Genomic DNA, 14,319 nt, shown 5'->3' on the forward strand with positions numbered 1-14,319 from the left:
GCCGCCCTCGTCAGTGAGCGGACTTATAGAGGACACTCACGAAACAAGTCAACAGCACCCCAGTAAAAAAATCGACATATTTTGTAAGTTACGGGTTTTGTTGGATAATTTTCATAATTCTTTTGGAACGCCCTTGTTTACGCGCTAAACGCCCATACTGGTTCTCTCCTCGAAAACATGCGATAGGTCGCATTACACTCTCCGGTGCTTGTATACCGGTTGTTGCCCTATAGAGAGATTGGACAATCCCGTGCGCGTTCTTGCAGAAGCCGTCATTCCAGAACTTCCCCAGTATTATCGCGGCAAGGTTCGCGAGAATTACGACCTTGCAGACGGCACGCGCATCATCATCTCCACTGACCGCCTGAGTGCCTTTGACCGTATCCTGACCTGCATTCCTTATAAGGGGCAGGTTTTGACGCAGACCGCACGCTACTGGTTCGAGCACACGGCGGATATCTGCCCCAACCACGTCGTCTCCTATCCCGACCCGAATACGGTTGTTGGAAAGCGGCTTGATATTCTGCCGGTGGAGGTCGTCGTGCGCGGCTATCTCGCGGGCACCACGGGTACATCTATTCTTACGCTCTATAAGAAGGGCGAGCGTTCGATGTACGGCGTCACCTTCCCTGATGGCATGAAAGACAATCAGGCGCTGCCTGAGCCGATCATCACGCCGACCAGCAAGGAATTCGATGGTGGTCATGACGAGCCCCTGACACCTGCCGAAATCATCGACAAGGGTTTGCTGACGCAGGAGCAATGGGCAACCCTCTCCACCTATGCTCTGGCACTTTTCAAACGCGGTCAGGAGATGGCGGCGCAGCGCGGTCTCATTCTGGTAGACACCAAGTACGAGTTTGGCACCGATGAGAATGGCACCATCATTCTGGCCGACGAGATCCATACCCCCGACAGCAGCCGCTACTGGATGGCTGACAGCTACACCGAGGCTTTCGAGGCTGGCACGCGTCCGCACAGTTTCGACAAGGATTTCGTACGCGCCTGGGTGGCGGAGCGTTGCGACCCTTATAAGGACGATATCCCTGAAATTCCTGAAGAGCTCGTGCAGCAAACATCCCGCGTCTATATAGAGGCGTATGAACGCATCACCGGCCAGACATTTGTCCCCGACGATAGCGAAGCATCGCCGCTGGAACGCGTGCGAAAGAATTTGGAGCCTTTTTTCCAGGGAACGTGATCGTGACGAAAGCCACTGCCCCATCGTCGAAGGATGAGCCGGTCGTACGCAAGGCCCGCACGCGTCGCTCGGCCGAGGAGACGCGCCGCGATATTCTTGCCATGACCGAGCGGCTTTTTCGCGAGCGGGGCTTTGGGGCCGTATCTATCGCGGACATTGCGGCGGCACTCGGCATGTCACCAGCCAATATCTTCAAGCATTTTCACTCCAAGAATGCGCTCGTCGATGCCATTTTCGTCCATCAGATCCGTTTGCTCGAGCAGCAGATCGATCCTTTGGACAACAGCCACCTTCCTTTGGACAGGCTGAGGCATCTTGCGCGCAACCTGATGGAAAACCATCGGCGTGACCTGAACGCCAATCCCTACATCTTCGAGATGGTCTTGATGACGGCCAAACGAGAGCTTGCATGCGGCCGTTATTATGAGACAGTCATGACGGCGCAATTGGCGGATATTATTGCAGACGGGATCAGCGCAGGTATTTACGTGGCGACGGATGTCGAAGCGGCTGCCAGCACCGCACTCGTCGCGCTGACAAGCGTTTTGCATCCCGCGCTGATTGCCCATGACGAGGTAGACATTTTAGCAACACGCTGCGACGAACTGACCGCATTTATCGACAGCGCGCTTCGATATGGGATTGCTAAGTGACGATACCGCATATACGTCACTTGTTCGCCCTGCCAATACCGCGGGTGCGTTTGTATGCGCTAAATTGCAAGACGTTTATGCACCGACATTGATCGGCATCTGAAAAACCGGGGTTCGCCCGCTGAACATGAGAAAAACGATGAAAAGACGCTTCCACCCGCTCCTCACATCCTTGCTCATGGCGGGCGTCCTGGCAGGATGCAGCGACAGCGGTGAAAACAAGCAGGCGCCAGCCCAGGCCAGCCAGCGTCCCCCTTCTCCCGTCAGCGTCGTTTCCCTGAAGAAAAGTGAATATCCGCTGACGACTGTTTTGCCGGGCCGCGCAAGCGCGTTCCAGACGGCAGATATTCGTCCCCGCGTCGGTGGCGTGATCAAGCAGATCGCCTTCAAGGAAGGCAGCTTCGTGAAATCAGGCGATCTGTTGTACAAGATCGATGACGACACCTATCAGGCATCGTTTGCGGAAGCGCAGGCTGCTCTGGAACGAGCAGAGGTCAGCGTGCCCGCTGCGGAAACCAATCTGCAGCGCTATGAGCGGCTGGCCAATTCCGGCGCCTCGCAAAAAGAATTCGAAGATGCGCGCACGACACTGCTGCAGGCGAAGGCGTCCGTGGCCGAGGCCCGCGCAACCTTGCAGACGGCCCAGATCAATCTGTCCCTCACCGAAGTGCGTGCGCCCTTCGATGGCGTGACATCCGCCACCAACTTCTCCATCGGAAACGTAGTCACGGCCAGCCAGGCCGACTCGTTGATGACGCTGCGCAAGATCAATCCGATCTACATCCAGCTCAACGAATCGAGCGTCAACCTTCTTCGTTTGCAGGCTGCGATCAAAACCGGAAAGCTGGAGCGGAGTGACAACAGCGAAACGACGGATATTCGGCTGAAGCTGGAAGACGGCTCGGAATACCCTGGTGTCGGTAAGCTCGACATGTCCGAAATGGCCGTCAGCACCACGACTGGCACCGTTTCGATCCGCACCCTCTTCGATAATCCTGACAACATCATCCTTCCGGGCATGTATGTTCGCGCAACCATCACGATCGGCAAGGAGATCGGTTACCTCATTCCGCAACGCGCAGCAGGGCGTAACGCCAGTGGCGAGTTGACCGCGAAATTCGCGACGGCGGAAAACAAGGTGGAGACCAGAACATTTCCGACCAGCCAGCTCTCCGGCAACAACTGGCTCGTGACCGAGAATGTGTCGGATGGCGACAAGCTGATCGTCGATGGATTTCAAGGCATTGCCAACAACGCTGTCGTCAATCCAATCCCAGCCGAGATCGACGACAAGGGATTCATAATAGAAAAGCAGAGCGCCCAGCCCGCTCCGGCGCCGAAATCATGATGTCTCAAGACATGCTCGGCAACATCGTGATCAGGAACTAGATTATGGCACACTTCTTTATTCGGCGACCGATCTTTGCTTGGGTCATCGCCATCGTCATCATGCTGGGCGGTGGCCTTGCAATCACCACGCTGTCGATTTCCCAGTATCCGGAAATCGCGCCCCCGACGGTGCGCATCAGCGCAAGCTACACCGGGGCAAGCGCCGACACTGTGCGCAAAACAGTGACTCAGATCATCGAAGACGCGATGACCGGCCTTGACGGGCTGACCTACATGACATCGTCGTCAACCACAGGGTCCGCAAGCGTGACCCTGACCTTCGACAACAGCGTCAATTCCGACATCGCTCAGGTTCAGGTTCAGAACAAACTGCAACTTGTTACCTCGCAGTTGCCCTCTGTGGTTCAGGACCTCGGCATTTCAGTCACCAAATCCACGTCGAGTATCCTGCTCGTCGGCGCACTTGTGTCGACGGATGGCAAGCGCTCTTCCGCTGATCTTGGCGACATCTTCTCCACGCAGATCGAAGATCAGGTGAAGCGCCTCGAAGGCGTCGGCGACATCAATGCGTTCGGCTCCGCCTATGCCATGCGCATCTGGCTCGATCCGTTCAAGCTGAGGAAATTTCAGCTGACGCCAGCCGATGTGACCTCGGCGATCCAGTCGCAGAACACCCAGGTTTCCGTTGGTTCGGTCGGCGGGCTTCCCGCCGTGGAAGGCCAGCAGATCAACGTCACGATGACGGCACAGAGCCAGCTGACGACGGTGCCCGATTTCGAGCGCATCCTTCTCAAGGCGGACACAACGGGTGCAAATGTCCGCCTCAGTGATGTCGCACGCGTCGAGATCGGTCAGGAAACCTACTCATCGACGTCGCGCTCGAACCGCCAACCCGCGTCTGGTTTTGCGGTGAACCTTGCAACAGGAGCCAACGCGCTCGATACGGCGGCACTCGTCAAGTCCAAGCTGGACCAGCTCGCACCGGCGCTGCCGCAGAACGTCAAGATCATCTATCCCTACGACACCACGCCTTTCGTTTCGCTTTCCATCGAGAAGGTCGTTCACACACTCATCGAAGCCATCGTGCTCGTCTTCGTCGTGCTGCTCGTTTTCCTACAGAACCTGCGCGCCACCTTCATTCCGATGATTGCCGTTCCAGTCGTTCTGCTGGGAACGTTCGGAATTTTGGCCCTGACCGGATATTCGATCAATACGCTGACAATGTTTGCGATGGTGTTGGCTATCGGCCTTCTGGTCGATGACGCCATCGTCGTCGTTGAAAACGTCGAACGCATCATGTCGGAAGAGGGCCTGGGGCCGCTCGAAGCGACCGAAAAGTCGATGGGGGAAATTACCGGTGCCATCATCGGCATCGCCCTTGTTCTCACCGCCGTGTTTATTCCTATGGCCTTCTTCGGTGGCTCGACGGGTATCATCTACCGCCAGTTCTCCATCACCATCGTTTCGGCGATGCTGCTGTCTGCGCTGGTCGCCATCGTGCTCACGCCTGCACTTTGCGCAACGATGCTAAAGCCGATCAATCACGACAAAAAGGGCCGTGGGCCCGGCGCGTGGTTCAACAGGGGATTCGATCGCACGACGAACGGATATGTCGGTTCGGTTGGGTATCTGCTGAAGCGGCCTCTGCGTGTCCTCATCATGTTCGCAATCGTCATGGGCGGATGCGCATGGTTCTTCACCCGCCTCCCCACGTCCTTCCTGCCGCAGGAGGACCAGGGCGTCTTGATGACGATCGTCCAATTGCCGAATGGTTCGACCAGCCCGCAGACCGCCAAGATCATCGAAAAAGTCGAGAACTATTATCTCGACGATGAAAAGGACGTCATTGAAAGCGTGTTTGCGGTCAATGGCTTCAGCTTTACCGGCAGTGGCCAGAGCTATGCGATGGTTTTTGCCAAGCTGAAAGACTTCGATCTGCGCACGGACCCGAAAATGGCAGCCTCCGCCATCGTGCAGCGCGCCATGGGTAAATTCATGACCTTCCGCGAAGCTCAAGTCTTTCCGATTCTGCCGCCAGCGATCCAGGGAATGGGCAACTCCAGCGGCTTCTCCATGTATCTTGTCGATAGCGGAAACCAAGGCAGCGACGCGCTCGTTGCAGCCTCCAAGCAGGTCATCCAGACTGCAAATTCCAGTGGCAAAGTGGCAGCAATGCGCGCCAACGACCGCGATCAGGAAAGCCAGGTGAAGCTTGATCTGGACCAGGAAAAGCTTGGCGCCATGGGCCTGAACATTTCCGAGGTCAATTCCATGCTGACCACGATTTTCGCCGGTAGCCGGGTCAACGACTTCACGCTCAACAACAAGATTAAGAAGGTCTACGTCCAGGCGGACGCGCCCTACCGTATGCAGGCGGAAGACCTGAAATACTGGAATGCGCGAAACGCAGGCAGCGAGATGGTGCCGTTTACGTCCTTTGCTACGGCGAAATGGGTAAACGGTTTGCCATCGGTCTCCGCTTTCAACGCGGCCAACGCCTTCTCAATGGAAGGCGCAGCACCTCCTGGCGTCAGTTCGGGCGATGCCATGAACGAGGTGGAAAAGATCGTTTCGCAGATGGAAGGCGGTTACTCGGTCGCATGGACCGGCATTTCCTATCAGGAGCGCCTGTCAGGCTCGCAGGCGCCGTTGCTTTACGCCCTCTCCGTTCTCATTGTTTTCCTCTGCCTTTCGGCGCTTTACGAAAGCTGGTCCATTCCGTTCTCCGTCATCATGGCGGTGCCGGTCGGCGTGTTGGGCGCGCTTTTTGCAGCCGATATCTTCGGTCAATCCAACGACGTCTATTTCAAGGTTGGACTACTGACGACAATCGGGCTTGCGGCGAAAAACGCGATCCTGATCGTGGAGTTTGCGAAAGAGCGGCAGGAACATGGATTGAGCTTGCTGGATGCCACTCTGGAAGCCGCAAAGCTGCGTCTGCGGCCGATCATCATGACGTCTTTGGCCTTCATTCTGGGCGTCGTGCCACTGGCAATCGCCAGCGGCGCGGGCTCTGCGGCGCAGAATGCGATCGGTATTGGGGTGTTGGGTGGTATGCTTTCTGCAACACTGCTCGGAATTTTCTTCATTCCGTCGTTTTTCGTCATGATTCGACGCCTATCTAAACGTTAACAAACCAAAAATGTGCTAGCAAAGCAGGAATAGGCTGTTAGAAATGTCGCGAATTATGAACCGCAATTTCTGCAGCACATAAGCAGCGCTACGCTCATTTCGACTGAGGGTGCAATGTGCGCCAAAATAAATTGGGATAACTTCATGCCGTCTATTCGCGCTACCATTCCTCTGACGTTGCTTCTCCTGTCAGGCTGTGTTGTCGGCCCGGACCATAAAGCACCGGACATTCAGCTTCCCGCCAAATTTGCCGAGGGCGGAAAAGCCTCCAACGGTGATGTTGCGACAGTGGCATGGTGGAACGCGTTCAACGACAGCCGCCTGAACGGATATGTCTCGACAGGTCTGGCGCAGAACCTGACCGTGTTGCAGGCGATTGAGCGTATCAATCAGGCTGAGTCCCAGATCACTGTTGCTGGTGCAGGCGCTCTTCCGAGCCTGACCGGTTCCGGCAGCCACACCACATCGCAGACGAAGGGCAGCTTCCCAAGCACGAACCGCAGCGTCCAGAACACATCGAGCGGTGCGCTTGACGCGTCATGGCTGCTCGACCTGTTCGGCCAATACCGCCGCGCCAAGGAAAGCGCTTCCGCTTCGCTCGACGCCGCCTATTCCACCGCAGACGTCCAGCGCCTGACGCTGATCTCGTCGGTGGTATCGGCTTATATCGACGTTCGCTACTATCAGGAGCGCCTGGCAATCGCCCGTGCAAACCTGAAGTCCCGCCGCGAAACACTTGATCTGACCAAGCTCCAGCTGGAAGCCGGTGCAGCGTCGCGTCTCGATGTCGTCCAGTCCGAAGGTCTGGTCAACTCGACACTTGCCGACATGCCGGGTCTGGAAACAAGCTTCCGTCAGGCGGCCCACCGCATCGCGACATTGCTCGGCATGCCGGCATCGTCGCTGGTTGTCGAATTGCAGCGCGGCGCACGTCAGCCTGTTGCCCGCAAGACGCCGCTTACAGGCATTCCTGCCGATCTCATTCGTAACCGTCCTGACATTCGTGTGGCCGAGCGCAATCTCGCAGCGGCGGTTGCCGAAATCGGCGTTGCTGAATCGCGCCTCTATCCAAGCATCACGATCAGCGGCTCGATTTCGCCAAGCTACGTGAACCTGTCCAATAACGGTTCGCGCGGTACATCGAACTCCTGGTCCTTCGGCCCAAGCTTGGTTCTGCCGATCTTCGATGGTGGCAGCCTGCGCGCCAATGTCGACATTGCCAAGTCCTCTGCTCGCGAGCAGTATCTCGCTTGGAAGGCAACCGTGCTGAACGGCATCGAAGAAGTCGAAAATGCGCTTGCCGCTGTCACTCGCGACAAGCAGACGGAAGATGCGCTTCGCAGAACCGTCAAGTCCTATCAGGAAGCGCTCTCGCTCGCGACAGCAAGCTATCGCGACGGTGCGTCTTCCCTGCTCGACGTTCTCGATGCTCAGCGTCAGGTCTCGACAGCCCAGGCCAATCTCGCAACTGCGGTTCAGACCACAGCTCAAGACTATGTTCGGTTGAGCGTTGCGCTTGGTGGCGGTTATGCCGTCGGCGCGCCGACGACATCGTCGAACAGCATCATGGCGGCCAACACGCCAAAGGGAATGTAGGAGCCGCCATCAGCGTCTCGATCAGATCGATCCCGCAACGAAAGTTGCGGGATTTTTTTGTGCCTGATGCAGACAGCAAAAAGCCCCGGATCGCTCCGAGGCTTTTTCAAATCAGCGATGGTCGAATAATCAGTTCTTGGCGCGTTCGACGTAGGAATTGTCTTCGGTTGCGATAACGACGCGAATACCAGCGTCGACATGCGGAGGCACCATGGTGCGGATGCCGTTGGACAGCATGGCAGGCTTGTAGGACGACGACGCCGTCTGGCCCTTCACGACCGGTTCGGTCTCGACGATCTCAAGCGTGACATGGCGAGGAAGAATAACGGCCAAAGGCAGGCCTTCATGGATCGACAGAACGCAGGTCATGCCTTCCTGAAGATAGGCCTTCTGGTCACCCATTGTTTCCGCGTCAACGACGACCTGGTCGTAGTTTTCCGGGTTCATGAAGTGGAAGCCTTCACCGTCTTCGTAGAGGAACTGGAAGTTCAGGTCTTCAACGAACGCGCGCTCAACCTGCTCTGTCGTGCGCCAGCGCTCGGAAACCTTCACGCCGTCCGAAATGCGGCGCATATCGACCTGCGTTACCGGCGTGCCCTTGCCGGGATGGAAGTTGTTGGCAGTGAGAACGACATAGAGCTTGCCATCGACGTCGATGACATTGCCCTTGCGAACGGATGAGGCGATAACCTTGACCATATGATTTCCTTGTCACTCAATAAAATGCGTCGTAAAGGACCGCGCGGCTGCACCGGCCCGATGGACGTTTTGTATGTTTTCTGGGGCGCAACTACCTTAAATCCGGGCCGAACGCCAGCCTTGTGCAGCATCGAAGCGAAAACTGTGGTGCTGTTTTCCGATAAAACACGCTATGGAAACGTTTGAAGCTGCCGCGACAGCATATTTTCCGCCGCCAAGCAAAGAACCGACCGTAAAGAAGACTGCCGATGGGTAACAGCCTCAACATGACGTCTCCCTGGTGGACACCGGATGTCCACATGGATCGTCGTCCGTTTCTTTTGGGGCGCAACGCCATTCAGGCCGCGTTCCGGGGCTTTTTTGCGAGACACGATTTCATCGAGGTCGATACTTCGACCTTGCAGGTTTCGCCCGGCAACGAAGCCCATCTTCACGCCTTCGCGACAACAGGCATTACGACCAGCGCCGAACAGGCCCCGCTTTATCTCCACACCTCGCCGGAATTCGCCTGCAAGAAATTGCTGGCTGCCGGCGAAAAACGGATTGCCTGCTTTGCCCATGTCTATCGTAACCGGGAGCGCGGGCCGCTGCACCACCCGGAATTCACCATGCTGGAATGGTACCGTGCAGGCGAAACGTATGAGACGCTGATGTATGATAGCGCACAGTTGCTGGGGCTTGCGGCTGAAACTGCGAAAACCAAAACGTTCAGCTACCTCGGGCGCGAGGTCGATCCCTTTCTGGAGCCGGAACGCGTCAGCGTTGCCGAAGCCTTTGAGCGCTTTGCCGGTATCGATCTTCTGGCATCCGTCGATCATTCCGGCGAGACCGATCGCGATCATCTCGCCCTCCTCACGAAGGCGGCAGGCATCCGCGTCTCGGATGACGACAGCTGGGCCGATATCTTCAGCCGCGTCATCGTGGAACGTGTCGAGCCTCAACTCGGCTTTGGACGTGCGACGATACTGGATGAATATCCGACGAGTGAGGCGGCGCTTGCGCGGCGATCTCCCGGCGACAGCCGCGTGGCAGAGCGTTTCGAGCTTTACGCGTGCGGTGTGGAACTGGCCAACGCATTTGGTGAACTGACCAATGCTGGCGAGCAACGCCTTCGCTTCGAAACGGAAATGCGTGAGAAGCAGCGTATCTACGGAGAGACCTACCCAATCGATGAGGACTTTCTGGCCGCTCTTGCCATCATGCCGGAAGCCAGCGGCATCGCCCTCGGTTTCGACCGTCTGGTGATGCTGGCCACGGGCGCACCGCGCATCGATCTGGTCATGTGGGCACCCGTTGCGGCTTACGGCTCATGACGACACGCAGCCTGAAATCAGCGCAGGACTTGTTTGACGCCGGTCTGGTGGACGAAGCCGCCTTGTCGCGCATCCGTGCCGTGGCCGATCGTTACGCCGTGGCCGTCACGCCTGCGATGGCGGGCCTTATCGATACCGAGGATAGGGCCGATCCCATCGGCTTGCAGTTCATTCCAAGCGAAAAAGAGCTTCATCACACACCCGATGAGCGCGCCGATCCCATCGGTGACGAGGCCCATAGTCCTGTGCACGGCATTGTTCACCGTTATCCCGACCGCGTGCTTCTCAAGGCCGTTCATATCTGCCCGGTCTATTGCCGCTTCTGCTTCCGTCGCGAAATGGTGGGGCCGCAGGGCAATGGAACAATGACTGGCGACGAACTGAATGCTGCACTCTCTTACATCAGGGCGCATGAGGAAATCTGGGAGGTCATTTTGACAGGAGGGGATCCACTCGTCCTGTCACCACGTCGGTTGGCGTCCATCATGGAAGGCCTGCGGGAAATACCGCATGTCAAAATCGTTCGTTTTCATACCCGCGTTCCCGTGGTCGAACCTGACCGTATCGATGCAGACCTGATCGCAGCGCTGAAATCCAGCGGCAAGACCATTTACGTCGCGCTCCACGCCAACCACGTGAGGGAACTAACGGATGATGCGCGGGCAGCCTGCGGGCGGTTGATCGATGCCGGTATTTCCATGGTCAGCCAGACCGTGCTGCTGAAGGGTATCAATGACGACCCGCAAATCCTGGCCGACCTGATGCGTGGTTTCGTGGAAACCCGTGTGAAGCCCTATTATCTCCATCACCCCGATCTTGCGCCCGGCACCAGCCACTTCCGGGTCGATATCGAGGAAGGGCAGCGCATCGTTGCCGCCATGCGCGGGCGTGTGTCGGGTCTGTGCCAGCCAACCTATGTTCTTGATATCCCCGGCGGACATGGAAAAGCCGTCATCGGTCCGAATGCGGCAACGAAACATGCCGACGGTTGCTATTCGGTTTCGGATTTCAACGGCAGGGATCATGTCTATCCCCCACAAGAAAATTAATCGCGAGCGCAAAACTGCGGATTTCCGGGGGCTTTAACGCAACCGGCCCAAAGAAACAAAAATTTCACAATTCCGCCCCCGTCCTGTCATCATAAAGAAAAATATTCTACCTATATTGATAATCATTGATTACGCCGGGATTCTGGAGTATCAGTTACTCAACCGGAGAGTGATTCTACGGTGTTCCGGTTCAATACCAAAGCAGGGAGAGTGCCATGTATGACTTTAAACGCATTGCCGCGATCCTTGATCCGCGGTTTTCAGATGCCGGACACACAGCCATGTGTTCCCGCTGCTGTCGAATGTGACCTGACGGTCAACCCATCTTTCAAAATTCGATTCGACGAAATGCTGTGAAACAAGCCACAGCGGGAGTACGACTATGCAAAAGCAAGTTATTGAATTCGCGGGTGAACCCGTAGGTATCGTGGTGCCGGACGAAAACCGTCTGAAGTTCATTGCAGTAAAGTTTCACGTTCATGATCTTGACGATCAACGCTTCGATAGCGCCGATGACGTTCGTCGTGCCATCGGCAATCTGGTCAGAAATCGTAACGTGGCAGCACTGGTCTGAAAGTCGTCCGGGCGCTTCACAAGCTGACGATTGGGTGCTCTGAGTCATCGCACCATTCAAGAAACAACAAAGGCGTTGCCTGCAAACCGGGTCAACGCCTTTCGTATGTTTGGACGAGGCGTCAGAACGCCGTAAATGTCAGCGTCGTCAAGGACCGCACGATGCCGGGAATGCTGACGATATGCTCGTTAATGAACTTCCCGGTGTCCTGTTCGGGCGACAGGTAAACCTTCAGCAGAAGATCGTATTCTCCGCTGGTGGAATAAATCTCGGACACGAGTTCCGTCTTGTAAATGGCATCGGCGACTTCATAGGTCTTGCCGGGCGTGCACTGAAGCTGAACGAAAATAGGCTTCATGATCTTTTTCCCGTCATCAATTGGTATGTCCCACGCAGGGCTAGTGCCCCTGTTCCCATACACTATTGGCCGAGCAGCGCAGATGTTTCAAGCCTGTGCTGCCACCAACGGCGAAAACCGCTGTGATATTCCTCGCTTGCATCACATGATGTCGATATGTCGGTTTTCACACCGTGTTAGCGGCTGTAGACTGCCGTTCGCGCACCGCGCATGACCTCTCCGCTTTCTCGGGTGTTTTCGATGTACAATGATCCTCGCTCCCACGGCCTGTGGGAAAAAACCGCGCCGAAACCACCCGTCACAACGCCGCTGGAAAACAACGCAACAGCAGATGTCGTCGTCGTAGGCGGTGGTTTTACCGGCCTTTCTGCAGCATTTCATCTGGCGCAACGTGGCATCCGCGTCACGGTTCTGGAGGGCAAGGAGATAGGGTTTGGCGGGGCGGGCCGCAATGTCGGCCTGATCAACGGCGGCATGTGGGTCATGCCGCAGGAATTGCCGGGTGTGCTAGGCCTTGTCTACGGCGAGCGGCTGCTCGATCTCTTGGGCAACGCGCCGTTTGTCGTTCGCGAATTGATCGAAAAAAACGACATCCAGTGCGAGCTGGAAAAGAACGGAACGCTGCACTGCGCCGTGGGCGAAAAGGGTCTCGCGGAAATTCGCGAACGCTGCGCACAATGGGCTGCGCGCGGTGCACCGGTGCGTGTTCTGAGTGCCGAGGAAACCGCAGACCGCATCGGCTCTCACGCCTATAGCGGCGCCCTTCTCGATGAGCGTGCCGGAACACTCCAGCCCCTGGCCTATGTCCGAGGGCTGGCACAAGCGGCACAGCGCGCGGGCGTCACACTCCACACGTCCAGCCCGGTCATCGATGCGCAACCGGACGGAGACGGCTGGACGGTCAAAACTGCAAAAGCATCTGTGCAGGCCGACTGGATCATCGTCGCGACCGAGGCCTACAGCACCGGACCCTGGAAAATCATTCGTGAGGAACAGGTCTACCTCCCCTATTTCAACATCGCGACGCGGCCCCTTGGCGATAATCTGCGGAAGACCATTCTGCCGAACCGCGAAGGCTGCTGGGACACCAGGGAAATCCTCTCTTCCTTCCGCATGGATCAGGCCGGACGACTGGTCTTCGGCAGCGTCGGTGCGCTTCGCAACACCGGCACCGCTGTCCACCGCGCATGGGCCAAACGCTCGCTCAAGCGTCTGTTCCCGCAACTCGGTGACATCGATTTCGAATGCGAGTGGTACGGCCAGATCGGCATGACGGATAACGCCGTGCCGCGCTTTCATAGGTTCGCGAAAAACGTCATCGGCTTTAGCGGCTACAACGGGCGCGGCATCGCACCGGGCACCGCCTTCGGCAAAACCCTCGCCGCCCATGTAGCTGGCGACATCAAGGAAGACGATCTGCCCCTGCCCGCCACTGAGCCCAGGGCGCAGAACCTGCGGGCCATCAAAGAAGCCTACTACGAAACCGGCGCACAGGTCGCGCATTTTACCGGCGAGCGGTTTTAGCATTCATAGCGATGCCGGTGGCATGTCGATTGCGGTGGAAGATTGCCTTGGCATTGGCGTAAAGCGAGTCAGACTGTCGCAAATAGCCTGATTTTGTAGCGTTGCGAAAATCAGGCTAACATTCCGGGAAAATGTCGGTGCATTGCGACAGGAAATTTATGGGAGACCTCCATGAAAGACCTTTTTATCATCACCCACACCGAATCCATCCATCATGTGGAGAACAAGGTCGGCGGCTGGTACGACACTGACCTGACTGCTCGTGGCATGCGGGATGCCGAGGCCACCGCCGACCGTCTGGCAACGTTGATTGGCCAGAAAGAGATTGAAATCTACAGCTCCGACCTTCGACGGGCATCTCAAACAGCGGCTGCAATTGCCCGACGTTTCGGTCTCTCTGTGACGGAAACTGCCGATCTGCGTGAAATCAGCTACGGCGTTGCGGGCGGACAACAGCAGGAATGGCTTGATGCTCGCTACAGTCCCGCCCCTGACGAAAATCGGCTGGACTACGATTGCGGGATAGAAGGCGCAGAAACCCGCCGCGATGTTGCAATCCGTGTATTTCCTTGCGTGAACGCAATCGTAGATCGACCGTGCCCAACTCAGATCATTGTGACCCACGGTTTCACGCTGAGTTTGGTCATTGCAGCATGGATGAAGATACCCATTGATGCATGCGGCTTCATAAATTTCCCCGCGAAGTCGGGGAGCATTACCCATCTGCGCCAAGACAATTTTTTCAGGAACCGAGCCGTGATGGGGCTGGCTGACATATCCCATCTGACCGACGCCTGCGCCCCGGAAAGAACTGGTCCAAAATAACCGCCCTGAAAGGCGATCTCGCCCGGCAATCGACACTCTTTTCCG

12 protein-coding genes are annotated in these 14,319 nt (G+C 56.8%); 10 read left to right on the forward strand and 2 right to left on the reverse strand.

Annotation, left to right across the window (positions count from 1 at the left end; genetic code table 11):
- The first annotated feature begins 250 nt into the window (after positions 1-250).
- The 5 genes from QRN55_RS14145 (at position 251) to QRN55_RS14165 (ending at position 7,932) form a co-directional block, all read left to right on the forward strand.
- Positions 251-1,201 (forward strand): phosphoribosylaminoimidazolesuccinocarboxamide synthase, encoded by a 951-nt coding sequence (locus tag QRN55_RS14145; protein WP_284777186.1) that lies wholly within the window; start codon positions 251-253, stop codon positions 1,199-1,201.
- Positions 1,202-1,302: 101 nt separating this feature from the next.
- Complete coding sequence (locus QRN55_RS14150; RefSeq protein ID WP_502871329.1) at positions 1,303-1,854, forward strand: TetR/AcrR family transcriptional regulator; 552 nt, start codon at positions 1,303-1,305, stop codon at positions 1,852-1,854.
- 139 nt (positions 1,855-1,993) lie between these two features.
- Positions 1,994-3,202 (forward strand): efflux RND transporter periplasmic adaptor subunit, encoded by a 1,209-nt coding sequence (locus QRN55_RS14155; RefSeq protein ID WP_111840363.1) that lies wholly within the window; start codon positions 1,994-1,996, stop codon positions 3,200-3,202.
- A 44-nt stretch (positions 3,203-3,246) separates the two neighbouring features.
- Positions 3,247-6,336, forward strand: coding sequence for an efflux RND transporter permease subunit (locus QRN55_RS14160; RefSeq protein WP_111840364.1), 3,090 nt, complete (start codon positions 3,247-3,249; stop codon positions 6,334-6,336).
- Between the two features lie 144 nt (positions 6,337-6,480).
- Positions 6,481-7,932, forward strand: a complete 1,452-nt coding sequence (locus tag QRN55_RS14165; protein WP_112499115.1) for an efflux transporter outer membrane subunit — start codon at positions 6,481-6,483, stop codon at positions 7,930-7,932.
- 129 nt (positions 7,933-8,061) lie between these two features.
- Here the strand turns inward: QRN55_RS14165 and efp are convergent, their stop codons facing one another.
- Entirely contained in the window at positions 8,062-8,631 is a 570-nt protein-coding gene (gene efp / locus QRN55_RS14170; RefSeq protein WP_111840366.1) for an elongation factor P, read from the reverse strand.
- Positions 8,632-8,879: 248 nt separating this feature from the next.
- Here efp and epmA point away from each other — a divergent pair, with 248 nt between their 5' ends.
- The 3 genes from epmA (at position 8,880) to QRN55_RS14185 (ending at position 11,567) form a co-directional block, all read left to right on the forward strand.
- Positions 8,880-9,944, forward strand: coding sequence for an EF-P lysine aminoacylase EpmA (epmA, locus tag QRN55_RS14175; protein WP_284777189.1), 1,065 nt, complete (start codon positions 8,880-8,882; stop codon positions 9,942-9,944).
- Entirely contained in the window at positions 9,941-10,993 is a 1,053-nt protein-coding gene (locus QRN55_RS14180) for a lysine-2,3-aminomutase-like protein (RefSeq protein WP_284777190.1), read from the forward strand. Before epmA ends, QRN55_RS14180 begins: the two co-directional genes overlap by 4 nt.
- 382 nt (positions 10,994-11,375) lie before the next feature.
- Positions 11,376-11,567: a hypothetical protein gene (locus QRN55_RS14185; RefSeq protein ID WP_112499112.1), complete on the forward strand. Its 192-nt coding sequence runs from the start codon at positions 11,376-11,378 to the stop codon at positions 11,565-11,567.
- A 121-nt stretch (positions 11,568-11,688) separates the two neighbouring features.
- Here QRN55_RS14185 and QRN55_RS14190 read toward each other — a convergent pair whose 3' ends face one another.
- Complete coding sequence (locus QRN55_RS14190) at positions 11,689-11,925, reverse strand: Lrp/AsnC family transcriptional regulator (protein ID WP_111840370.1); 237 nt, start codon at positions 11,923-11,925, stop codon at positions 11,689-11,691.
- 240 nt (positions 11,926-12,165) lie between these two features.
- On the opposite strand from QRN55_RS14190, the gene QRN55_RS14195 reads away from it, so the two are divergent.
- On the forward strand, positions 12,166-13,449 hold the full coding sequence (locus QRN55_RS14195) for an NAD(P)/FAD-dependent oxidoreductase (RefSeq protein WP_284777191.1): 1,284 nt from the start codon (positions 12,166-12,168) through the stop codon (positions 13,447-13,449).
- A 171-nt stretch (positions 13,450-13,620) separates the two neighbouring features.
- Positions 13,621-14,274 carry a histidine phosphatase family protein gene (locus QRN55_RS14200; protein ID WP_284777192.1) on the forward strand — a complete coding sequence of 218 codons (654 nt, stop codon included), beginning with the start codon at positions 13,621-13,623 and terminating at the stop codon, positions 14,272-14,274.
- Positions 14,275-14,319: the final 45 nt, after the last annotated feature.

Origin of the sequence: Agrobacterium sp. lyk4-40-TYG-31 (genome assembly GCF_030209855.1) — a bacterium.
GTDB lineage: Bacteria > Pseudomonadota > Alphaproteobacteria > Rhizobiales > Rhizobiaceae > Agrobacterium > Agrobacterium vaccinii.